Source organism: Deltaproteobacteria bacterium (genome assembly GCA_019309045.1).
Lineage (GTDB): Bacteria > Desulfobacterota > Syntrophobacteria > BM002 > BM002 > JAFDGZ01.
Genome location: JAFDGZ010000003.1, coordinates 1 through 24,116, shown reverse-complemented (window position 1 = coordinate 24,116; position 24,116 = coordinate 1). Strand labels below are relative to the sequence as shown.

19 protein-coding genes are annotated in these 24,116 nt (G+C 50.2%); 12 read left to right on the top strand and 7 right to left on the bottom strand.

Annotated elements, in window-relative coordinates; translation table 11 throughout:
* Nucleotides 1-11 precede the first annotated feature (11 nt).
* A complete protein-coding gene (sppA, locus tag JRI89_01360; GenBank protein MBW2069880.1) occupies nt 12-917 on the top strand; it encodes a signal peptide peptidase SppA in 906 nt (301 codons plus the stop codon).
* A 231-nt stretch (nt 918-1,148) separates the two neighbouring features.
* On the opposite strand, the gene JRI89_01355 is transcribed toward sppA, so the two are convergent.
* Both JRI89_01355 and JRI89_01350 read right to left on the bottom strand, forming a co-directional pair.
* Entirely contained in the window at nt 1,149-1,757 is a 609-nt protein-coding gene (locus tag JRI89_01355) for a threonylcarbamoyl-AMP synthase (GenBank protein MBW2069879.1), read from the bottom strand.
* A 261-nt stretch (nt 1,758-2,018) separates the two neighbouring features.
* Entirely contained in the window at nt 2,019-2,882 is an 864-nt protein-coding gene (locus tag JRI89_01350) for a glutathione synthase (protein MBW2069878.1), read from the bottom strand.
* 110 nt (nt 2,883-2,992) lie between these two features.
* On the opposite strand from JRI89_01350, the gene JRI89_01345 reads away from it, so the two are divergent.
* From JRI89_01345 to JRI89_01320, 6 genes are all read left to right on the top strand, one after another.
* Nucleotides 2,993-4,159: a hypothetical protein gene (locus tag JRI89_01345; protein ID MBW2069877.1), complete on the top strand. Its 1,167-nt coding sequence runs from the start codon at nt 2,993-2,995 to the stop codon at nt 4,157-4,159.
* Between the two features lie 402 nt (nt 4,160-4,561).
* Complete coding sequence (locus JRI89_01340; GenBank protein MBW2069876.1) at nt 4,562-5,482, top strand: branched-chain amino acid ABC transporter permease; 921 nt, start codon at nt 4,562-4,564, stop codon at nt 5,480-5,482.
* Nucleotides 5,482-6,450 carry a branched-chain amino acid ABC transporter permease gene (locus JRI89_01335; GenBank protein MBW2069875.1) on the top strand — a complete coding sequence of 323 codons (969 nt, stop codon included), beginning with the start codon at nt 5,482-5,484 and terminating at the stop codon, nt 6,448-6,450. The genes JRI89_01340 and JRI89_01335 overlap by 1 nt, the downstream gene beginning before the upstream one ends.
* Nucleotides 6,395-7,234: an ABC transporter ATP-binding protein gene (locus JRI89_01330; GenBank protein MBW2069874.1), complete on the top strand. Its 840-nt coding sequence runs from the start codon at nt 6,395-6,397 to the stop codon at nt 7,232-7,234. The genes JRI89_01335 and JRI89_01330 overlap by 56 nt, the downstream gene beginning before the upstream one ends.
* 65 nt (nt 7,235-7,299) lie before the next feature.
* Entirely contained in the window at nt 7,300-7,941 is a 642-nt protein-coding gene (locus JRI89_01325) for an ABC transporter ATP-binding protein (protein MBW2069873.1), read from the top strand.
* An 85-nt stretch (nt 7,942-8,026) separates the two neighbouring features.
* Complete coding sequence (locus tag JRI89_01320) at nt 8,027-9,157, top strand: ABC transporter substrate-binding protein (protein MBW2069872.1); 1,131 nt, start codon at nt 8,027-8,029, stop codon at nt 9,155-9,157.
* Between the two features lie 70 nt (nt 9,158-9,227).
* On the opposite strand, the gene JRI89_01315 is transcribed toward JRI89_01320, so the two are convergent.
* Nucleotides 9,228-10,400 (bottom strand): FAD-binding oxidoreductase, encoded by a 1,173-nt coding sequence (locus JRI89_01315; GenBank protein ID MBW2069871.1) that lies wholly within the window; start codon nt 10,398-10,400, stop codon nt 9,228-9,230.
* An 86-nt stretch (nt 10,401-10,486) separates the two neighbouring features.
* A complete protein-coding gene (locus JRI89_01310) occupies nt 10,487-11,464 on the bottom strand; it encodes an ornithine cyclodeaminase family protein (protein MBW2069870.1) in 978 nt (325 codons plus the stop codon).
* Between the two features lie 188 nt (nt 11,465-11,652).
* On the opposite strand from JRI89_01310, the gene JRI89_01305 reads away from it, so the two are divergent.
* From JRI89_01305 to JRI89_01290, 4 genes are all read left to right on the top strand, one after another.
* Complete coding sequence (locus JRI89_01305) at nt 11,653-12,144, top strand: prolyl-tRNA synthetase associated domain-containing protein (protein ID MBW2069869.1); 492 nt, start codon at nt 11,653-11,655, stop codon at nt 12,142-12,144.
* Nucleotides 12,145-12,420: 276 nt separating this feature from the next.
* Entirely contained in the window at nt 12,421-12,648 is a 228-nt protein-coding gene (locus tag JRI89_01300; protein MBW2069868.1) for a hypothetical protein, read from the top strand.
* The gene (locus tag JRI89_01295) at nt 12,641-12,904 is read left to right on the top strand and encodes a type II toxin-antitoxin system RelE/ParE family toxin (protein MBW2069867.1); all 264 of its coding nucleotides are present in this window, start codon (nt 12,641-12,643) and stop codon (nt 12,902-12,904) included. The genes JRI89_01300 and JRI89_01295 overlap by 8 nt, the downstream gene beginning before the upstream one ends.
* A gap of 636 nt (nt 12,905-13,540) precedes the next feature.
* Complete coding sequence (locus JRI89_01290; protein ID MBW2069866.1) at nt 13,541-13,843, top strand: transposase; 303 nt, start codon at nt 13,541-13,543, stop codon at nt 13,841-13,843.
* 298 nt (nt 13,844-14,141) lie between these two features.
* Here JRI89_01290 and JRI89_01285 read toward each other — a convergent pair whose 3' ends face one another.
* Entirely contained in the window at nt 14,142-14,564 is a 423-nt protein-coding gene (locus tag JRI89_01285; protein MBW2069865.1) for a hypothetical protein, read from the bottom strand.
* 8 nt (nt 14,565-14,572) lie between these two features.
* The gene (locus JRI89_01280) at nt 14,573-20,356 is read right to left on the bottom strand and encodes a VCBS repeat-containing protein (GenBank protein MBW2069864.1); all 5,784 of its coding nucleotides are present in this window, start codon (nt 20,354-20,356) and stop codon (nt 14,573-14,575) included.
* Nucleotides 20,357-21,115: 759 nt separating this feature from the next.
* Here JRI89_01280 and JRI89_01275 point away from each other — a divergent pair.
* Nucleotides 21,116-21,778, top strand: a complete 663-nt coding sequence (locus tag JRI89_01275; GenBank protein MBW2069863.1) for a J domain-containing protein — start codon at nt 21,116-21,118, stop codon at nt 21,776-21,778.
* 90 nt (nt 21,779-21,868) lie between these two features.
* On the opposite strand, the gene pruA is transcribed toward JRI89_01275, so the two are convergent.
* Nucleotides 21,869-24,116 (bottom strand): L-glutamate gamma-semialdehyde dehydrogenase (gene pruA / locus JRI89_01270; protein ID MBW2069862.1); only part of this gene is annotated, 2,248 nt, incomplete at its 5' end.

Here is a 24,116-nt window from a genome sequence, read left to right as displayed (position 1 = left end):
GAGTCCCAAGAGTGCGCAGACGTTACCTGCTGGTGACAGGAGTTGGGCTTTTCCTGTTGTTTGCAGTGCTTCTGGGAAGCATTGCCTGGTTTTCTCAGAAGCACGGCCACAAGACTAGCGTCTTCTTCCGAGAAAAAGTGGGCGTGGTGGTGGTTAAAGGAATAATCACCGACGCCCAGCCTACCATCGATGATCTGGTTAAATTCGCCAAGGATCCTTCTGTCAAGGCTATTGTACTGCGGGTGGAGTCTCCTGGTGGCGGTGTGAGCCCATCTCAAGAACTCTACCAGGAGATTCGCCGCATTGGCAAGGATAAGCCGGTAGTGGCCTCTATGGGGTCGGTTGCCGCCTCCGGCGGCTATTATATTTCTGCGGCAGCGCAAAAAGTATTTGCCAATCCTGGCAGCATTACTGGAAGTATCGGCGTCATCATGCAGTTTGCCAACTTTGAGGAACTTTTCAAAAAAATCGGCTTTCAACTCGAGGTGGTAAAGAGCGGCGCCTACAAAGATGTGGGTAATCCTGCCCGTAAGATGACTCCCAGGGAGAGAGCTTACCTCCAGAAAGTAATTGACAACGTCCAGCAGCAATTCGTTCGGGATGTTGCTCAGGGAAGACACCTGCCTGAAGAAAAGGTAAGTGTGCTTGCTGATGGCCGCATCTTCACTGGAGAACAGGCTAGAGAGCTGGGCCTTGTTGACGAGCTGGGCAGCCTGCGTGATGCAATCGATGCAGCTGCTGCTATGGCCGGCATTCGTGGCGAGCCAAAAGTGGTATATCCCGAGAAAAAACGGCTGTCTCTCCTGAGCCGCTTGTTCAATAAGACCTCGACGCCCTTGTCGGAAAGACTGAGGCAGTACCTGGGAGTGCTGCTTGTTTATCCCTTGTCCTATACTCCTTCCCTGTTAGCCAATTAGAATTGGCTCTTCTACAGAACCGCCCGTCAACCTGTCGACTTGTCAACAGCAGCTACTTTTGAAGCCGCGACTTATGGCAAATGCTCCCTGTAAGCACTGCAGTAGTTGTTCAAATGAGCAAATCAGCCTGGAGATATGATGAGCACTTTTGGCAAAATCGACCCCGGGACTGTCTGGCCAGCGCAACTCCAGACCAACCGCCAATCATAACGGTATCTCAAGGTGGTGGCACTAGAGAAAGTTGCTCACGTCACCTTGACCTTCTCTGATTACCTCCGGTACATCATCTATCAAGGAGACAACACTGGAGGGTCTGGAAACTATGGGACCGCCGTCTATGACCAGATCCAGAGCGTGGCCCAATTGTTCTTCGATTTCCACAGGAGATTCCAGAATGGTGCCGTTGATTCCAGTAGCACTGGTGCTCACCACAGGATTGCCGAGTTCATGTACTATGGCCAGACAAATCTGATGGTCAGGAACCCGTATACCCACGGTCTTTCTCTTGGTGAGCATTATTTTTGGCACCAGACGCGATCCCTCCAGTATAAAAGTATAGGGGCCGGGCAATAAACGTCTCATAGTCTTGTAGGCATAATTGGTTACCTGGGCGTACTTGCTGATGTTTTTGAGATCAGAGCAGATAAAGCTGAAAGGTTTGTGTTTCGGTCTTCTCTTGAGTTGATAAATTTTGGCAATAGCGTTCTTGTTGTAGATGTCGCAGCCGATGCCATAAAAGGTATCAGTAGGATAGGCGATCACTCCTCCATTGCGCAGAACTTCTGCTGCCCGGCGAATTAGACGCTTTTGAGGATTTTGCGGGTTGATTGCAATAATCATGACGCTCCCTCTCTCATCAGGATATTTCCAGAGACCTTTGTTTGCGAAAATGTGAATTGAACAAATCAGGTGGCCAGATCAGCGGTTCTGAAAAATGCCACTAGCAACTCTTTACACTTGTGACTCCATCACCTCTTCATTTGACCCTCCAGGATAATGAGCGGTGATATTTAAGGAGCAAGACTAACGCAGGCTGCTCTTATATTTTCGCAGAATGGGCTTTTGAGAGCAAGTAGCATTATTGTTTAGCTGCAGCAGTCTCTAGTCCAGGCGGATCCTGTCTGCCCACTGCGGTTCAAAGGCAGCAAGCCACCGCTGCACAGCAGTCTTGAGCCTCTGATAATAAGCATGAGAAGATCCAAAAACACGGCGGCCAAACCAGTAATTGATTTCTGTAAACAAAGGCTGCGCCTCTTGCTCCTGGCTGTTGTACATAAGATCAATGCCCGCGAGATTAATTCTACTTTGTCGACAGAAAGACCGCACTACTGCCACAGCACGCTGCTGAAGATGAGGATCTGAACTCCTGTCGATAATGGCACCTGCAGCCAGATTGGTGCGAAACTCGTCTTGCTTTTGCTGGACCCGCCAGTAGCTCACGAACTCATCATGGAGAACAACCACCCGCAGATCTCGACCCCCATGCGGCACCCATTCCTGAGCAATGAAGCCGGCCCTGTCATATCTTTCCATTTTTTCGAAATCCCCGAGGATCTTTTCGAGGTCGCGGCCGTGCCTTACCTTGAATACCAGCCTGCCTTCGCCGCTGAGATTTGCTTTGACAATAAAAGGAAAAGAGAAAGGAAAACGGTTTTTGTCTGGTGGATAGCGCTTCAGATAGTTTCTCACGCAGGGGAAAACAAAGGTTTTTGGATGCGGCATGTCATATTTGTTGAAAAGAGAAATATCTCCGATCTTGCCAGGATGCGTGAAGCGGAAGTCATAATTGGGAAACACCCTTCGACAGTGAGCTGTACACAACTGATATAGATCTGCTCTTACACCCTGGGGCAGCAGGATGGCCTCGGCCTTTTGGATGAGCTGTTTCTCCTGCTTGTTGGGAGGTCTGCCTGCTACAATGACATTGATGTCAGCTTTGATGATTGGATGGAAGGAGAGAATCAAGGTTCTTCATTCCCATTGGTAAAGATGCGATAATTTTGCTACACAAGTATACGACAACTTGCTCTGTGCATGCCAGTCCGGACTAACATGACAGAAGTGAAAGGATCATTTTGAAAGCAGATATACCTTTCGAGTTTTACATACGTCGGGACAATGGTCTACATCTATTAAAAATAGATACTGAGACATTACCGCTTCCTCGAGGACCAGATTCCGCGGCAAAGGGGGAGCCGCTCTCCTACGGAATTTTCCTGAAATCCATAGCAAGAGTCCTGTGCGGCAACTCGGGACAAGGTTTACAGACTGTCTTGCGGAAGCGATTGGGCTACCCTGTGCAGATCAGAGAAATTCAACAGGTACGGCTCATTTCAGAGAAGCATGGCGCATGCTACCATGTGGCCCGCCTGGACATACGTGCTGGTGGAGAAACAATTTCATACGCCGTCAATGTGGCTGCCACACCGGAAGCGAGGAAGGGCTTGCAGCGTGAAGTGGAGCTGCTGCAAGAACTTGCCGGCCAATATGACCAGCCGTTCCTGCCAAGGTTGTTTTTCAATGAAACAGAACACCTCGCAGGCGATGGCGAGGGGATGCCAGCAATTTCCCTGTTTATCACTGAATGGCTCACAGGCTTTCATGAATTTCACCTGCATCAAAGCCGCGGCTCCCAAGAGTATCGACTGCTGCTCTGGGATACGGACAGGGGCTTCCATTATCTTTCCTCTGCTCAAGAAAGGGAAGTGTATCGCCAGGCTGCTCGGATACTTACCCTTTACTACGACTGGAACCATTTCAAACAGATCTATCCATGGCACCTGGCGGCCGGTGATTTCGTCCTCAAGAAGAAAGGCAACAGAATAGATCTCCGTCTGGTCACTGTTCGGGACTACACCCCTGTGGTATCGTTTCGCACCAAAGAAAGAGGAGGAAAACTGCTTGCCCTCATCCTTTTCTTCCTACACCTGACAATACAGCTGCGCCTCGACCGCCTGGACGGTGTCGGAGAGGTTGCCTGTGCCAATGGCGCTATGTTGGCTCCTGTGGTGCAGGGCTTCCTCGAGGGGCTTGCAACCGAGAATAGCAAACGTGGGCCGGACATTCCCAGCAGAAAAGAAATGTCAGAACTGCTGCGCTCCTTTTCCCAGAACGAATGGCATGGTTTAATGACTGAATTTTTTGACACCTACGGTCTTTCTGCCGAAGAATTTTCTGTATTTGCTGAAGAAAAAGACTCCCATTTGAATATGTTGAGGGATGTACTGGCGAATCTCCTTTGACAGTAGGCAGCTCCTAAACAATACATATGGCCGGTCACCGTCCCGGCCGCGAACTACCGTGGAAGTTTTGCTTGACAAAGAGACTGAAAGCGGTAAGTATTTGATGATATTTTCAGATTTGACTGCCCAATCATCAGAACTTTTGTTCACTGCAGGCAACTTGTCACATTGTAATTCTTATTCTTTTAGTCGTAACTAATCCACAGAAACTCGTTGTTGACCAGTACCATGAGGATTTTTACAGGCTCATGAAAGGTATTGATCCATGAAAAATTATTATTGCTAGCCTTAGCACTCTGTCGGTCAGACATGAGCCCGAGGCGGCGTTTGCTGCCTATGCTGTAGTTGGCAAGCTATGCTAGGCTGTTCAGCAATTTCACCTGAGAGCAAATTACTCAATCCATGGGCATTACGCAAGTCTTCATCAACAGTATTGTTAGGGCATCCGAACTTTCTCTTCTCAGCTTGGGGCTCACCCTGGTATATGACATCTTGGGTTTTGCCAACTTCGCCCACACCGAGTATGCAGTAATTGGGGTATACCTGGCTCTCTTCCTCAATGTCAATGTGGGCCTGCCTATCCTGCCGGCAGCATTGATTGCCTCGGTTGCTACAGGTCTCTTTTCGGTGGTGATTGACAGGACAGTTTTCAAGAAACTGAGGGGCTACAGCGGCATAATCGTCATGGTGGCCTCCCTCGGTCTAGCCATCGCTTTTAGAAACAGTGTGAGAGCCATCTGGGGCGCAACAGCAAGAAATTACTCCGTACCTCTGCAGCGTCCTATTGTCACAGAGTACTTTCGTATTACCCCTTTGCAGATCTGGATAATTTTCGTGGGGCTGTTCGGTATGCTTCTTTTCCACCTCTTGCTGCATCGTACAACTCTCGGAAAAGCCATGCGTGCCACTTCAGATAATGCAGAGTTGTCCCAGGCAAGCGGGATCGACATTGAAAAAATCATCACCTATGTGTGGTTCATTGCGATTTCTTTTGCTTCACTTGGAGGCATCCTCATCGGCATGGAGACTTATATTTTGCCATATATGGGGTTTGCTATCATCATTCCTGTGTTTTGTGCCACCATATTGGGTGGAATAGGGAACCCTTATGGGGCCATACTGGGTGCCCTGGTGCTCGGTTTCGCAGAAAATATAGGCCTCTATATTAATTTTGGCAAAATATTGAGTCTGGGGGGCATATTGGGCTTTCACCAAGATCTCTTCATCCCGACGGGGTACAAACCAGCAATTAGCTTCGTCATACTGATTGTGGTGTTGCTCGTCAAACCAAGAGGTATACTCGGCAAGAAAAAGGAAACTTAATGGAGTTCGTTAATTTTTTAGTATATCTTGCCATAATGATGGGTATTTACGGTATCCTCAGCCTCAGTCTGAACCTGCAGTATGGCTTCACGGGCCTGGCGAACTTTGGTCAGGTGGCCTTCTTCTGTCTGGGGGCGTATGTATCCACTATTATAGTCTTTACCTTGGGCATGCCATTTATTTTTGGCCTGTGTGGTGCTATCCTGGTGGCAGCCCTTTTCGGATATCTGATTGCTATTCCTACTGCAGATCTCAAGGAAGATTACTGGGCCATTGTCACCCTTGCTGCAGCTGAAATTGTGCGCATTTTCTTTTTGAACGAAGACTGGGTCGTGGGTGGAGGACCCTATGTGGGGGGAGCCTTTGGAGTTGGCGGCATACCGCAGCCCATGCGTTCCTTTTTTACTGCCCAGAGCTATCCTTTTTTCTATCTCGGCATTGTTCTGACATCTCTGGCAGTAACCTATGGGGTGATCAACACACTTACCACGTCGCCGTTTGGCAGAGTTCTCAAGAGCATACGGGAGGGTGACAATTTGCCGCTGGCCATGGGCAAGAATGTCAAGAAATTTCGCATCAAGGTCATGGCAATTGGTGGCGGGTTCGGAGGCTTGGCAGGCAGTCTGTGGGCACATTATCATGGTTTTATTAGTCCTGACCAGTTCCTTCCCCTGGAGACATTCATTATCTGGGCTATGGTAATTGTTGGCGGCAAAGGGAACAACAAGGGTGCTATCTTCGGTGCTGTGGTTATTATGATATTCTATAATTCAACTCGTTTCGTCAAAGATTACGTGCCAATAGAGGAAGTTACCCTGGCAAGCCTCCGTATGGTAGCAATTGGTATTATGATTGTGCTGGCCATGCTCTTTATGAAGGACGGCTTGATAAAAGAAAAAAAGATAACCTATGATGAGCTGCCGGCTGTTGACGGGGAGACGAGTAGCCGTGAGCAAACAATCAAATGACATAATTCTGAAAATCGACAATGTTCAGAAGAGATTTGGCGGCGTGGTTGCCCTTGACGGAGTCAGCTTCGAGGTAGAGTATGGCAGCATTACGGGTCTGGTTGGTCCCAATGGTTCGGGCAAGAGTACTCTTTTCAATGTTGTTTCAGGATTCTATGAAAAAGATGGAGGAGAAATCTTTTTTGAAGGCAGGAAACTCGAGAGCATCGAACCAGACAGAATCGCCCTGATGGGCATCGGCAGGACGTTTCAAATCAGTGAAGTCCCGGAAAAGATGACTGTGATTGAAAATCTTCTGCTTGCCCCCAAGAATCAGACAGGTGAGAGTGTCCTGAATGTGTTTCTCAGGCCTGGCAGGATCAGACAGGAAAATGACAGGTTTCTGCAACAGGCTCAGCAAATGCTTGAACTTGTCCAACTTTCTGATTTGCGCAATGAGTATGCCGGCAATCTGTCCGGAGGACAGAAGAAGCTGCTGGCTCTAGCAAGGATTCTGATGGCAGATCCAACCCTTATCTTGCTCGATGAACCCACTGCAGGGGTAAATCCCACCCTTATCACGAAGCTGATCACAGCGATCCTGGATCTGAGAGACAAAAAGGGAAAAACCTTGCTGATTGTGGAGCACAACATGAAAGTCATCAGTGAGATCTGCGATAAGGTGGTGGTTCTCGACTTCGGCAGAAAGATTGCCGAAGGAACTCCAGAGGAAATTCAAAAGGATGAAAAGGTGCTTGAGGCTTATTTATCGGGGAGTTCTCGAGAAGAAATGTGGAAAGCGTGAGATACCTGGAAGTAAAAAAATTGTACAGTGGCTACGGCAGAACGGAGATTCTCCATGGGGTCTCCATGTATCTCGATCAACAGGAGACTGTAACAATTATCGGACCCAATGGAGCAGGCAAATCCACCTTGATAAAGGCTATAATGGGATACTTGCCCATTTACAGAGGGCAGGTGTACTGGAAAGGTGAAGACGTGACCGATCTTGGCCCACATGATAAGATAAAAAAAGGATTCGGTTACGTTCCTCAACTTCGAAATGTATTTCCCTCTCTCAGTGTCAAGGAAAACCTCGAGATCGGCGGCTACATCAAAAGCCAGCAGGAGGTAAAGAAGCAGGTGGAGAAGGTCTTGCAATTTTTCCCTATCCTGGGCGAAAAGCTGAACCAAAAAGCTGGCACCCTGAGCGGCGGGCAGCGGCAAATGCTGGCAATGGCAAGGGCCTTGATGACTGATCCCGAACTGCTCCTCCTGGATGAACCCTCTGCTGGACTTTCCCCGAAGGTTTCAGCGGAAGTATTTTCAATTATTTCAGATGTGCAGAAGAAACTCGGCAGGGCTGTCGTCATGATAGAACAGGATGCCTATCAGTCATTGAATATATCTGACAGGGGATATGTTTTGGTTATGGGCCAAAACGAATTTGAAGACAGGGCGGACAGGATTCTATCCAACGACAAGATCAGAGAGGCTTACCTGGGTGGCTAGCCTCCCATATAACCCGAGGAGACAAGAAATGTTGTGGGAAGTCGGCAGGGAGAAATGATGTGAAACCAGAAAAAGGAGGGAGAAAATGAAGAAATTCCTAGTCATGATTGTCAGCGGTGTTTTTCTGGCAGTTGTTATGGTCGGCGGCATCCCGGCTCTTTCTCAGGCGGCGGGCCAGGTGGTCATTGGTTCCATAAACCCCCTCACGGGAACCAATGCGGTTCAGGGCCAGGATATGAAGAGAGGTGAAGAGCTGGCCCTGGCAGAGATCAATGCGGCAGGTGGAGTTCTTGGCCATCCGTTGAAGATCATCTGGGAAGACACTGAGTCGAGTCCCAAAGGCGGCATGGATGCAGTCCACAAACTGGTGGAAATAGACAAGGTTCCTCTCATTCTGGGAGCCTACTCCAGCGGCATCAGCCTGCCCACCGGACAATGGACCAACTCCAAGAAAGTAATTCAAATCTCAGAGGCTTCTACTTCGCCAAAACTTCGCGAGATTGGACCTTACTTTTTTAATGTCATGGGTCTGGATGAAGTCATGGGCACAAAACTGGCTCAATTCGCTCTGGAAAGCGGAGCCAACACCTTTGCTTCTATTACAGTGAACAACCCCTTTGGCATTGGCGTGGAAATATGGACTGAGAAGACCATAAAAAAGGCCGGCAAGAAGTGGCTGGAAGCTGTGCGGTACGACGAAAAGAAAACCGACTATCGGGCTGAAATTGAACGTCTTTTTGCCAAGAAGCCGGAAGCGGTATTCTTCACCGCCTATGGCACAGAAAGCAAGCTCATTTTAAAACAGGCATATGAGCTCGGTTATAAACCGCCCAAAGGCTGGTATGCGGACTATATGACCATGTGGAGCAACGAGGTCATCCCCGAAACTGCAGAGGGGATCAAGGGGTTGATCATGGGTTCCACCGAAACGCTTCGCTATCCCGAGTATCAGAAGGCCTATCGCGAAAAATTCGGACCCGATGCCAAGCAGACCGCCTTCGGCGCCTATGCCTACGATGCCACCTGGATTGCAGCACTGGCAATCAATATGGCCGGCAGCACCAATACCGACAAGATTGCCACTGCTTTGTACACGGCGAGCAAGATTTACAACGGCGTCACCGGCGACAAGAGCTTTGACAAAGACGGCATGCAGGTTACCGATTATTATCAGCGCATGATTTACAAGGGCGGCAAGCTGCAGCCTTACAAGTAAATCCTGAGGAAATTCAGGATGCAGGCTCGGATCTTGGTGATCGGCAGTCTGCATCCTGTTGTCCTCTTTCTTAGACAATTCCCCTTTCGCTGATCGGTCTGTTGTCCAGAATTCTATCTGGTGCAAATATGGAAAGATCCAGAGACAGGGGTCTTTCCAATATGCATTCCGCCAGATAGCGGCCCACTGCCGGCGCCTGTTGCAAGCCGTGACCGGAGAAGCCGTTGGCGAGATAAAATCCTTTGAGTTCAGGCCACTCACCCAGGATGGCATTGCCGTCCAGGGTGTTTACTGCATACAGTCCAGCCCAGCCCCGCAGCAATTTAAGGGTGTCGAAAGCGGGCACAAATTCTGCCAGTTCCGGCCAGAGTAAGTCGGTGAAGCGTTTGTCGTCCCAGGAAAAGTCGAAGCCTGTGGGATCTTCAGCCATGGACTTGCCGAGGAGGATTGTTCCACCCAGTTCAGTACGAAAATACAACCCCGTTGGCAGTAGGGTGAGTGGCAGTGCCCCTTCTGGCTTTACTGCGGTATCAACAACAAACACCTGACGCTTCACTGGTGCCACGGGCAGATTCACTCCAGCCGTCTGTGCCACGCCAGCCGCCCAGGCACCGGCACAGTTGATCACCACAGAAGCATGCAGATTTTCTCCTGTATGAAGGCTTACCCCTATCACTTGCTTATGCCGGACAAGGACAGTGTCCACCTCAGCTTCAATATACTTTGCTCCCAGGGATCTGGCCTTGGCCCTGTAGGCCATTAACATGGCGTAGGCATCGAAGTGGCCATCATCGTGACCAAAGGTGCCGCCTGCCATCTCTTTCGGCTGGTAGAGGGGGTAATGTTCCTCGATTTCTTTGGGCGTCCACCATTCCACCCGACAGCCAAGATGCCGCTGCAACCTCAAGGCCTCTTGCGCAGCTTCACGCCCAGCATCATCCACCAGAAAGAGGTTGCCTTCCCTGTGAAAAGAGATCTCAGGCTTGTGGTCATTCACAGCCATGAGATCGCCAAAGCGTTCCAGGACCTCCAGGGTGTACTTCGAGATCTGAATGTTTTCTTTGAGGCTGAATTGAACACGGACGTTGGCCAGTGACAATGTGGTGGAAGCCCTGGAGTAGGTAAGGTCTTTTTCGATTACAGCTACCTGCAGAGTGTCATCCATGGACAGAAGAGAAAAGGCGACGGCGCAGCCCATAATGCCCCCGCCTACAATGACAATATCGAAAGCTTCCGGTGCCATCTCACTTCATCCCGCGCTTTTGTGTCGTGCCCCTTCGCTGGCTTGTTCTCAAGTGGAATACAGACAATAAAGAATTTAAGAAGTTCTCAAAGCGGCAGCCAGGTGCCGATGTTCTGCTCCAGGGCTCTTTTGTAAATAAGCTGTGCTACGGCCATATCCTCCAGGGCCAGGCCCAGGTTGGCAGTCATGGTTCGTTCTTCCCGTGTCTGGCGGCCAGGCCTTTTTCCCGCAACCAGTTCACCCAGGTCCGCATGGATTTCGGGGATATTCTGAAAATATCCAGCCTGTTGATACTGCCGCAGCTGGGCAGTATCGTCTGTACAGAACTTTGAGCTTTCCTGCAAAGCATCGCCGTGCCAGTAAGAGTCGAAGTCCACCAGGGAAGCAAAGGCTCCTTCGTCGAGCCAGCCAGACTTGATGGTGGCATGCGGGATTTTGAGGATTGGACCAGCAGTGACAACAATATCACAGCCGCTCACCGCTTGCCGCGGCTCAGAGACGGTGACCACCTCCAGAGCGAAGCGTTCGCTCACTTCCTGGGCATATTGCCTGGCAGCATCCTGGTTGATATCGTAGGCATAGACTTTTTTCAGAGGAAAGAGCACCTTCAGCGCCTCCACATTGCTCCTTCCCTGGACGCCGCAGCCGAGTATTCCCACTACCTCCGAGTCAGGCCTGGCAAGATAACGTGCAGACAGAGCAGTGGCAGCACCGGTGCGCATGGCTGTAATCCAGACGCAATCCATGACTGAAAGCGGCAGGCCGGTGTCCACATCGTTGAGAATGAGCAGACCGTTGATATATGGCAGTCCCTTCTTGTAGTTTTCAGGAAAGCCGCTTACCCACTTGATCCCCGCTGATGGGATGTCTGGGATGTAGGCGGGCATAGCATGGATGAAGTTATCGGTGCCACCAGGGTGGATGCCGGGTTTGGGAGGCATTTCGGCTCGGCCTTCGCCTTTGGCGCGAAAGGTGATTTCCAGCACGTCAATAATTTCTGCCATACTAGGGCCGGCTGCCACCACATCTGCCCGGGATAAATAGAGCAATTGATTTGTCTGCATGACTCCTCCCAATGCAAGGTCTGTTTAAGATGAAGAATCAGATGTTTTGAAATTTCTATTTACTTGACATATATCGATTGATAGATAAGGGTGTCAAGCAATTAGGCTGTCTGCCTATCTAGCTGTTCAGAAGTTGGTTGAATTTTCCTGCAGATTTTGCAAACTTTAGCGCTCGGAGAAAACTAGAGATGATTGATCTTTACCAATTTCTCGACAAGCATGCCATAAAATACCAGCGTCATGATCACCCGCCGGTGTATACTGTGGAAGATGTGAAACGTTTGGTACAACCATTGCCAGGTGCCAGAAGCAAAAATCTTTTTCTCAGAGATCACAAGGGGCGGCGCCATTTTCTACTAATTGTGCCGGCGGATAAACGTGTTCACCTGAAAGCGCTTGCTGGCCGGCTCGGCACCAGCAGGCTGAGTTTTGGCTCCCCTGAACGGCTCAAAAAGTATCTGGGAGTAGACTCGGGGGCCGTATCGATATTCGCAATTATCAATGATAGACAGGGCGCTGTGGAAGTGATCATGGATGAAAATTTATGGGAATCCGAAACTTTTCAATTTCATCCGCTGGTAAACACTACCACCCTGCTCATTTCACGGCAAGACCTCCAGCGCTTCGTGGATCTTACCGGTCATCAAATCAAGAAATTGCAGGTTCCGAGCAGAGACTAGTGGCAAGAGGCGGCCAGGGGCTTTTGATGTCAGGGCAAGTGGCGAGAGTCCATGCAAGGTTATTATGGGCGCCCGTGTTAGTCTCTGAAAGGAGCCTGTTTTCGTAAGCTAAGCAGTTATTAGAGGAGAGAAGCTAGCAGGAAATAGCTTTGTCGACGCCAGGTAGAGAGATGCACAAAATGATCCCCGTCCCTTTGTTCCCAAGTAAATCTTCCACTACTCCATCTCATGTGTTATGTTGTTTTACACAAAAGCAACAAGCTGGAGATATCAGTTATGGAAATCTCAGAGATAAAAAACAGGATACGAGATACCATCGAGCAGCTTCCTGTTGAAAAGCTCAAGATGGCTCTGGATTTTCTGGAAGACTTGCAGCAAAGCGAAGAAGATGCAACCCAAGCCCTCCTCAATGAGCCTGGATTTATTGAAGACTATCGGCAGGCTAAAGAGGATATCCGCACAGGGAAAACGGTGAGCTGGGAAGCCATCAAACGGGATGTATAAAATAGAGCTCTCCAGAAAGGCTGCCAGATTTTATCAAAAAACTGATACCGTCACAGCCAGACGGCTTAACCTTGCTTTCGCCAAATTATCCCAGGACCCTTTCAAACATTACAACATCAAACGGTTGCGGGGAGAGCTGGAGGGCAGCTATCGACTGAGAGTGGGAGACATCCGGCTCGTCTACTCTGTGAATGACAACGAAAATATCGTCTATATCGAGGTTATTCGATTCCGAGGTGATGTGTATAGGAGATAACAGTGGGTCTTTGGCTACGGGCTGCGGCCGTATGGGCCTCCGCTGCCTGCGCTCGCAGCCGGGCCCATTCCATTGTAACCCCGCCCAAGCTCCTGCCTGCCTTTACCGGCATAGTGTCTCCGGTCACTCCGCTGTGGGGGGGAAGTCGCGGAGTTTATCCTGCCGAAGGGCGGGACTCGGCACATCGGTAAATGCGCATTATCCAACATGGTGAGAGGCATATTTCTTGTAATCGAGGACCTCTGTGCCCACGGTCTTGGAGGTGATGTTTCCTATGGCATTGTAGGTGTAGCTTACCGGCAAGCTGGCCGTCAACCGAGGTCAGGTTTTACCAGCGGGGTCACGGCCAATCTGCATACGCCGAGGATCCTGCTGTGGCCTCGGCGAGAAAGCCGCCTGCCTTCTCCAGGGCAGGGCGCACTCGTACTCTTCGATGGTGCGCTCTGTGTTGCCTTTTGTCTGTTTTTGATCCATGTCGTCTCACGCGTCCCCGAACGAGGGCCACCGGGAAGGGCGAGCAAAAAACCGAGCCGTTTACGGGCTCGGGCGAAGAAGAAAAGGTGAAACTTTGCCAGCATGAGAATTTTAGGCAGATTCAGAGCTATTCAGAAAGCTCTGGGACTACAAGCGTAGGGGCTGGGGGCTGCCAAGTATCTGAAACGTTGGTTCTGGTGGGCAACCCACAGCAGGATAAAACCCTTTAGAGACTTTGCCTGGGTGCTGAGGCGGCATGAAGAGGGAATACTCGCTTACTTCGATCTCAGAGTCAATAATGCCTCCGTAGAAGCCATGAATAACAATGCCAAAGCAATCAGCCACAGGGCTCGGGGTTATAGGACCGAAGAAACCTTCTCGTTGGCGATGATTCACCGACTCGGCAAGCTCGAATTACCACAATCTCAGCCACATTCTATTGTGGAGCCAAATTATATAACATAGGTACTACTTGCCAAGCAGGATTTGCTTTTTCTTCCATAAAATCAGGGCTAACACGGACCAGATCATGACAAGTGATAGGTTCTACGCCCCTGCGCGCCTTAACTGACTAAATTCATGGGAAAATCGGACTTGATCTCGATCTGTCGCTGAAAGTACCGTATGAGAGTCAGAAGGAGTGTCATGGAGAAAATGCTATTTTTATCAATAATTTTAACATGATAATTTAGGCGGGGGTTTTTACGATTCCATCAAAATCTAGGTTCATGCTGAAAATCGGTTAGATTAGCTAGACCTAATATCATTTGCCTTTAACTTCCCGAAGTGCATTAATTAACTTCCCCACATCAGTCAGGTCAGGCCAAAGTTCAACTCCTTGTACATCTTCAACATCAACAGATATTCCGATAGTCTTATCTACAAAAACGACTTGCAATATTGCATTAACCACATCATCAAAATCACCTGATTGTGGACTAATTACTGGGCCACAAAACCCTCTATATTCATTCAAAGCTCTTAATAATGCACTTTCAAGAAGTTCTATAAACTTATTGGTTTCATTTATATCGAGAAAAATATCTGCATCACCTTCCTTTTCTGTTGAGATGAAAAGCCTAACACCATTTTTACTTCCATAGAGAATAACAAGAACGGAATCAGGCTCTTTTCCTAATTGCAGTTCTTTTTTTTTCGAATATGCAAATTTATCTGTTACAATCATAAAGCCTCTCAATACCCTGGAATAGGATCTCCAGGCTCAAATGTTTGATGTCTCTTCTCTGGTGTATCTAGATGCCAATGTCCAGTCTTGTGCTTTTCCGTATGATAGGGATGTTTTTCGTGTATTATTTTCACTTTATCACTAGGTTGCCAAATCGTTTTGTCACGTCCAGGTGTGTATGGTTTATCAGGCACTTTCTTTCCTTTCACACCAAGATAATCTTCCATCTCTTCGGCTGTCTTTGGCCATGTCGGTTTTTCACTCTTTTGAGCAGCATCTTCTTTCTTGGTTGTTGCTTTGAAACCAAGATCCAAACCTATACCGAACAGTAAGCCCCTTTTGCCCCACCTTGAAATCTTCTTTAACTTGTCTGAAGTTGGCTTGTCAACAAATAAGATTTCGTTTGGAGTGGCTAGGTCTATTAAGGATTCAAAAAGACTTCCACTATCAGAAGAGGAACTTTCACTAGTAGTCTCAGCATCTCCCCCCAGCCCGTTGCCCACTCCTGCGCCACCTCGGCCATGTTCGCCAACCGCTCTGCCGCCATGCTCCATGTCGTTATCAAAATGTCCACTCGGATCCACGTATCTAAGCGGATTATTCCTGCAGTAGCTATACCTGTTCAAGCTCTGCGGATCGTACAGGTCAGGCACTATCGAATCCGGGCTGACAAACCTGCCAATTACAGGATCATAGAGCCTGGCGTCATAGTTGTAAAGACCGGTCTCACTGTCGAGTTCCTGATCGGTAAACCTGTACTTTGATACATCGGTTCCGGTGTGATCCCTGATCTGCCCGAAAGGCATGTATTCCGTACCTTCCACCCTGGAACTGCTCTCATCAGTCATCACCGTGGAGCTGCCGAGATGATCCTTGTGGAAATAGTGGAGCTCAGTTCCTTCCAACTTGGCAATACGCATATCAGCAGCAAAGATGTACTTCGTGGCCACGCCGTCCGTTATCTCGTAGTACTTCCCCGCATAGTAAGTGGTGCTTCCTCCCTGGACTGTTTTTATTGCCCGCACGCCGTCACCATCATACGTGAAGCTGGTCGTTGTCGAACTGCCGCCCTTTGTGTAGACGATCTGGGTGGGCATGTTGTCGGCATCGTAGGTGATGGTAAAAGTGGCCACATCATTGAGGTCTCTGAAATCATAGCCCGTTTTCATATTGCCGTTCGCATCATAGGTATAGGTGTATGTCGTGCCGTCGTGCTCTATCTCCTTTACTGCATGCTTGTGTCCCCAGACATATTTCTTGTAATCGAGGACCTCTGTGCCCACTGTCTTGGAGGTGATGTTTCCTATGGCATTGTAGGTGTAGCTCACCGGGTCATAGGATCCCGTGTTGGTCTCTGAAAGAAGTCTGTGAAGCTTGTCGTAGGTGTAAGTGTAGGTTACGCCTTTTACGCCGTCTGTGATCTCTTCGATGTCTCCTGCCGGGGTGTAGCTGTACGAGCGGTTCTGCAGATCAACTCCCTGGTCGTCTCTGGTCACGATTGAAAGGAGTCTTGTCGACAGGGGATCATAGGTGTAGACAGTGAAAGCGCCGTTTCCATGATCGACGCGCCCGATCTTCCCTGTGGGCTCGTAGGCTGTGAAGACAGCGTACTGCTCCGAGTCGGAGCCTGTGGCGGATTGGAGCAGGCCGGTTCCGGGATAATAGGCGTAACTCACCTCGTAGTCGTCAGGGTAGGTTACTTTCGTAAGTTTCCCCGAGAGGTCGTAGTCGAACCTGGTCTTATAGCTTGTCCACTGCCCGGAGATCTTCCTCTTGTTGTTTTTTACCTTGACCCTGCCCATCTCATCATACTTGTTGTAGATGATCTTGGTGTCGCCTTTCGTTACTATTGAGAGTCTTCCCACCCCATTTTCAATCCAGGACTTGTCGTAGGTATAGGTGACCGGCGGATCCGAGGTGGAATATGTCTTTGACGTTTTTCTGTTGAGCGCGTCATAGGCGAAGGTGATGACCTGCGATTTGGCATCGGTCTGGGTGAGCAGATTGCCGTTTGCATCGTAGGTGAACTCCCAGTATTTCAGGTCGGGGTCGTTCATGTTTATCTTTCTGCCCAGGGTATCGTAGTTGATGGTCGTCACATTGCCGCGATGGTTCTTGATTGTCAGCAGGTCCCCGGCAGCGTTGTAGGTATAGTAGGTGTAGTAATTATTACCGGCTGCATGTTCCGTGACCCTTATGATCCTTCCGAGGTAATCTCTTTTTTCTGTCTTCCGGTTGCCATCCGGGTCCGTCACAGTAGTCTTGAAGCCACTGTAGCTGAAGCTTGTGGTCAGGACCTGGTGCTCGCTGTCGGGGCTTGTGATCTGCAGTGGTCTGCCGCGAGGATCGAAAACCGTCCGCTTCCAGGGATACTCCGCCGGTCTCTGTTTCGGGTAACCAACGCCGGTGGCAAAGAAGGGACCTTCCGTGTAATCATTTCTTCCCATCTCGTCATAGAACTTCTCCGTTACTATCGACTTGCCGCCCTCACCGAAGGTGATGGTCTGTATTTCTCTATCGAGGCCGTCATAGTACCTGTACGTATCGACAGTATTTCCTGCCGCATCCTCCTTGACTTTAGTGATGACGAGCCGAGGGAAGATATCGTCGTAGTATTCGGTGGTCTCCTGGCCACCGTCAGGGTAGTCAACCGTTTCAATTCGGCCGAAGTGGTCGTAGTGATAGTAGGTCCAGTTCTGGTTCTCGTCCTTCTTGGCCGTAACCTTGCCGTAGCGCTCATCATACTGATATTCGACGATGTGGCCGAGCGCGTTGGTCACCTTTACCGGATAGGTGTGGGTGGTATCGTCGTAGTCCCAGGTGGTCAGGTTGTTGTTCGCATCGGTGAAGGTTTTCTTGTTACCGTATGTATCGTAGGTGAAATGAACTGTGGGATTTGGACCGGTATCGAGGACGAACTCCGTGGACATAAGATTCCCGGTTCCGTTCTCGTAGACGTGCCTGGTCTTCCTGACGAACTCGCCAAGCTCATTTTCGAGCGTGGTCTTCTTTTCACGCCACAGCCAGTCACCGTAGTTCTGATACTCGTGCTTTGTGGTCACATTTTCACCGTCAGTTCCCGAGGTTTCTGCTTCAATGAGGTTTCCCGCCATGGTTGCGGGGTTCCCGTAGGTATCGTCGTAGGTATAATCTTCTTGCGAGAACACGGTCACGGCATCGTTGTACTCGGTGCGCTTCCGCTCGAGCTTTACGAACACACAGCCGTTTTCCGGAGAAGAATCTATGCTGTACTCGCCCCAGGTGTATGTCGTCATGACGAGAGGCGTGTCAACATCCGGGTCGGCAGCCGGAGCCCACAGCCCGGACCACTCCGCTCTGCCTTTCTTGAATTCGCTCTGATTGAACTCTGTTTTCCTGACAGCCAGATCCGGCTCTATCCGGCTTACGGTCTCAAAGCCCCTGAACTCTCTGGTGGGCGGATCGTACAGTCCGCCGGCATAGGAGTAGGACCTGGTGGACTGGTTCCCGAGGCCGTCTTCCACTGTGACGTTCGATACCGTTTGCACAATGAAGGGAAGAAAGCTGTTCTGGTATTCAGTGGAGGGCGTGTACTCGAAAATCACGGTGCCGCCGAGGCCGTTTTGTATGGCGGTGACCAGATCGGCAGCATCGTCGCCGTCTGAAAGATAGATTATGTTCCTGCCACTGCCTTGATTGAAAGTCGAGTCTTTCAGAACAACCATGTCCGCAAGGCCGTCACCATTTATGTCCGGGAAACGCACCGGGCCGTATACGTCCCGCGAGCTCATGTCTTCAAGATTTGTCCTTACCCCGTCTCTGAACGTGCCATCACCCTTGGACAAATGGACACGAACGTCACTGGCATTAATTTCAAACCAGCCGCCATCGCCACATTCTTCCCATCTGAAGTCCTGCATGACGAAATCATCAAGGCCGTCACCGTTTACATCAGCGAAATACTCCGCGAAGAAATCATCAGTCCAGGTGTTGATTTTCGTATCGTTATCAACGAATGTGCCGTCACCCTTGCCCATGTAAACAAAATTATTCTTATTCCCACTGCCATAACGATGGCCCTTTAATATAACGAGATCCGCAAGGCCGTCGCCGTTTATGTCCGGGAAACGCAAGAAGCCCGACGAAGCATCATCTCGCAAAGAAGTCGAAACAGCGCTTTCGAACGTTCCATCACCGTTCGACAAATAGCTATACACTGTGGTGCTGTACTCTGTGCCCCAATGGCTGATGAGGTCGGCAAGCCCATCTCCGTTCACATCAGCAAACGATGTGACGGAGCCGTGAATTGATCCACCTACATGTATCTCGTCATAGTAGTCGAAAGTGCCGTCGCCGTTGGAGAGATAGATATAATTCTTGCTGGGAGAATAGCCGGGATCCACGAACACCATGTCGGCAAGGCCGTCACCGTTGATGTCCGGAAAGAACAAATCGCCGCTGTCGGGCCCGCGAACATCCAGGCCCGTTGAAGATCCCACGTTCTTGAATGTGCCGTCACCCTTGGCCAGGTATGTGTAGACAGTGCTCGTCGTAACTTCACCGCCACTATCACCCTCTGTATATACGTAGTGGTAGGTTATGAAGTCCGCAAACCCGTCACCGTTTATATCGGCAAAATATGCATTGTAATATCCTGTATCACTCCCGATTCTCCTGTACTGGTTTGTGAATTCGCCATTTCCTCCATCCTGCAAGCCCGTCACCTTGATGGGAGGGAACGTGCTGCTGCCGTCGTCACCTGTGATCTGGATCTCTTTTAGACATGAGCGCCGGCTGGATGCCCCTTTCTGGTAGGTGAGCTGGTATTTTCTCACCAGCCCATCATTTGCATAAACCTCTATCCTCTTGAGCCGCTTAGCGGTTTTTACCTTGCTCCTTGAGACATAAGCGAAGATATCATCACTTCTCGCTTCCAGGATGAACTTTACCGAATTTGTCCCTTGGACCTGGGCCTGGTGATTGCCGGTGTAGACTATCTCCTGTAGGTAGATCTGGCCATTTGCCTTGGTATATGTCAGTTTGAGGTAGTTGCCGTTAGTATCCCTAACCTCGTCTAGGCACCATTTGAAAACACCGAGGGAATTTTCTTGCCTGGAATCCGAGGAGCTGCCGTAATAGTACCTGGTGCCGTCTCTGGCCGTGACTACCCAGCCGCCGGTCACCGAGATGTCGAAGTAGTATCTGGAAAAATCTTCCTCGATTTTCGCTCCATAGAAGTTTGCACCCCACTGAGCTTCCCTCGAAACCAGTTCGCTCTTGCGGCCATTCTTCACAAAGACATAGTCGTTGGCAGCATAGTCAACGCCGCGTTTTGTCGATCTCTGGATTGCGCCCATGTCAAGCTGCCAGCCAACACCCACCCAGCCGTTTTTGAGAAAGCTGTTGTATTCAAGGGAAATACGGGGAGCCATGCCGTTTCTTCCGGGAGGCACCTCTATAGGAATAGTGTAGCGCGCCGCACCTGAAAACACATCAACGTCCGACGAGGGGACAGGTAAGTTTACCTCCACTTTTTCATTTTCCGCCGGCTGCCAACTATCCATCGAGGCCATCTCGGAATCCAGCGGCACATCCGCATCCGGCTCTTTCTGGTTCGGCTCGCCCGGTTCCACATCGCTTTGATTGTCGCCTGAGTCCGCGGGAGGCTCGGAGATGACAGGGGCATCCTGTTCGGTTTCCACGACCAGGCCGCCTTCTTCCTCTGCCAGCACGGCTGTAGGGCCGATTGATATGAGAATGACAGAAAAGATCACTGCTACGACAAAGGTAAACTTTCTAGCTCTGGTTTTCATCGCTCCCCCCCAAGCCTTGATATGTGGTGTCCATCTCCATGGTGCGGCAATTGGTTTGCGATCAGTTGTTTCGGAAGATATTTTCTGAGCCAGGCTGATCATTTAGAGTCATCTCCGCCAGGCTTTGCATAACAATTCGAGGGTCATTCGCACGGTCCAACCGGGAGTTTTTGCCAGGGGAAAGCCGCCTGCATCCGGAAAGGACTAGGACGGATCCCGAAGACACAACTCTGGGCTACGGCCATACGTACAGGTTCTTGCTGCAGGTCTACGGGTATATGCGTATTGGCTTGCGGCTCAGCTGATGCCTGAGGTGCCTGAAGGTACGCCGTCAAAGGGGCGCCGAAGCCAAAATGAATACTTGCGGTTGTCTGGCAACAGTTACAACTGTATCGATATTAGCAAAAAAAAAAGCGGCAATTGCAAGGGAGAAAATCAGGGTAGGCAAATCTTTAGCATGTAGGTGCTCATACAAGAACAGTCTCTGGAGGCTGCAGATATCTGTCCCAATAAACGCTCGCTCATCGTGCATGCTTATGCTGGGAGGCATAGGCTTTAGCCTGCGTGAACAATCTTGCTCTCGCATGCGAATAACGCCTTTGTCCATCAGTTGCAGATCCGCGGTTGTGGCTTGACGAGACATTTGCTTGGATTTATTTTTTTATTTGAGATCAGATCACTACTGACTGCACTGATCTTGGCTGACCTGAGGGGATTATTTTTCTCACAACACTAATGCTGTGTTCTGGGGGGAATAAGATGCCCAAAGACTACTATGTCATATTGGGGGTCAACCGGGGGGCGGATCAGAAGAAGATTCAACAGGCGTACCGATCATTCGTGAAAAAGTTTCACCCTGATGCAACCGGCACCCAGGAAACTGCGGATAGATTTCGGGAAATAAAAGAGGCCTATGAAACTCTCGGAGATGAAGAGAAACGGAAGGAGTACGACCGCGAACTGGCACGGCAAGGATCCACCTTGCGCATCTCCAGAGTGCCCGATATCATTGAAAGAAGAACCTCCAGTTTCGCACCAATGGATTCTTTCTTCTCCTCGGTTGACGAATTTTTTGCAGGACTGCTGCCGGGATTTTTTGACCGGGGTTTGCCGAGAGGGAAATCTCTCTACCTAGAACTGATATTGACACCCCGTGAGGCCGCAGAAGGAGGCCTTTTCCCGGTCACCGTACCAGTTATCGAAGAGTGTCCAAAATGTAGTAGGGCTGGATTCTGGGAGGGATTTTTCTGTCCCATCTGTGCAGGCTACGGCAGGGTGCACTCGCAAAGAAGGTTTTCCCTGAGTGTACCTGCAGGGGTGAGCCATGGCACAGAGATAACGCTTTCCATGGAGGAGATAGGGTTTCGGCGTGTGGATTTGCACATCACCGTCCTGATTGACAGGTCAGCGATGGACATATAGTAGACTAACTATAATAAAATCAATAAGTTAAGTTTATACAAAAACGATATACTAAAGCAAAAGGCGAGGGCGGGGCAGGGGGGCACAATATCACAGCCAGTCATCTTCTACGTCTACGGGGGCAAAACCCCTTCTCATGGTGTTTTCTGTTACAGTGCGGGGATCCATGAACTGCAGGAGGTAATCCGGACCGCCTGCTTTTGAGCCCACACCCGACCTCTTGAAGCCGCCGAAAGGCTGCCGTTCCACCAGCGCCCCAGTGATGCCTCTATTCAAGTAGAGATTGCCCACGCGAAATTCCTTTCTGGCCATTTCCAGGTGGCCGGGGCTCCTGCTGAACACCCCGCCAGTCAAGGCGAACTTGGTGGAATTGGCAATTTGCAGGGCTTCCTCAAAAGTAGCGGCCCTCATTACAGCAAGAACAGGTCCGAAAATTTCTTCCTGCGCCAAACGGTGCTGGGGCTCTATGTCAGCGAAAATAGCCAGTGGGACGTAAAAGCCTTCTTCCGGTACCTGGCGGTATACAAGGAGCCGGCCTTCCTGTTTGCCCACTTCAATGTATTGTTGCACACGCCTTTGAGCTTCTGCATCCACCACTGGTCCCACATAGTTCGCCGGGTCCTCAGCAGGACCTATTTTGACTGACTCCACCGCCTCGACCAATCTCGAGACGAACTTCTCATAGATTGACTCGACCACGATTACCCTGGAGCAGGCGGAACACTTCTGTCCCTGGTAGGCGAAGGCGGAATTGAGCACGGCGATTACTGCTTCATCCAGATCAGCATCATCGTCTATGACTATGGCATTTTTCCCTCCCATCTCCGCAATGATCTTTTTGACGGCAAGCTGATCCTCTCTGACTCTTGCTGCTCTTGCCACAATTCGCAAGCCCACTTCCATGGAACCAGTAAAGGCAATGATGTTTACTTCCGGGTGGTCCACTAGATAGTCGCCTATAACGCTCCCCCTGCCCGGGATGTAGTTGAAGACGCCAGCAGGCACTCCGGCCTGCAGGAATATTTCCGTGAGTTTCCTGCCCACGACCGCTGACAGACCGGAAGGTTTATAGAGTACGCAGTTGCCAGTAACAAGGGCAGCGGCTGACATGCCGCAGCTTATTGCCATGGGAAAGTTCCAGGGCGCAATTACCACTGCCAGTCCTTTGGGCTGGTAAAAATAGTGGTTCAGTTCACCCGGTGCCCTGCCAAGACGGCGGGGGATTGCCAACCGGAGCATTTCCCTGCCGTAGTATTCCAGGAAATCGATGGCCTCGGTCACATCGGCGTATGCCTGGTCCCACTGCTTGCCATAGATTCGCTTTCTGGCGATGTCAGCAGCGCGGAACAGGTACTGAACCCTGTCCCGAGCCGAGGTGTCTCTCCAGGCAGGGAAAATTTTTCTGGCCGCAGCAATGGCAAGATCGATCTCTGCTCTGCCAGCCTGGCACACCTTGCCGATCAGCTCAGTGGGTCTGGCAGGGTTCAGGGAATCGATGGTGTCATTGGTGTGAATATCCTTGCCGTCAATATGGAGGCCATAGGTACGCCCTAGTTGTTTGCGCACCGTGGAGATGGCTGCTGGAAAACGATTTCTGACCTCTGGGCGGGTAAAGTCCACAGCTGGCTCATTTACGAAGTCTCCCTCGTGAGGAGCAGCCTTTTTTTTCACCTCCTCATGACGCTGCTCTTTAGGGAGACGCCTGGCCGGGTTTTCCAGGAGTGATTCCAGGTCAACGCTTTCGGCAAAACTCTGCCGCAGAAATGACTCGTTTGCTGTGTTTTCCAGGAGACGGCGAACCAGGTAGGCCATGCCAGGGAGGAGTTCGCCAAAAGGGCAATAGAGACGCACTCTTTCCACCACTTTACGGAGACCCCGGCGCACAGGCTCGGCCATGCCGTAAAGCACCTGAAATTCGTATCTTTCCTCGGGCACTTCTAGCTCCCGGGCCAACTCCATTACCGCAGTGATGCTGCGGATATTGTGAGAGCCACAGGCAAGGTGACATATCTGGTGATTTTCCAGTATCTTGCGGGCCTGGCGTTCGAAAGCTGCGTCGGTTTCTGCTTTGTTGGTGTAGACGGGTATTTCCCAGCCGTGCTGTCTGGCAACCACTGTTTCGTAGTCCCAGTAGGCGCCTTTTACCAGGCGGATGGAAATGGAGAGGTCTTCTTTTCTGGCCCAGGCCAACAATTCATCCAGATCGTGGTCTGTTTGCTTGAGATAACTCTGCAGTACAACAGCAAGGTAGGGAAAATCTCTGAACTGAGGCGCCGAGCGAAGACGTCGGTAGACCTCGAGGGTGATATCCTTGTAACGAAACTGTTCCATGTCTATG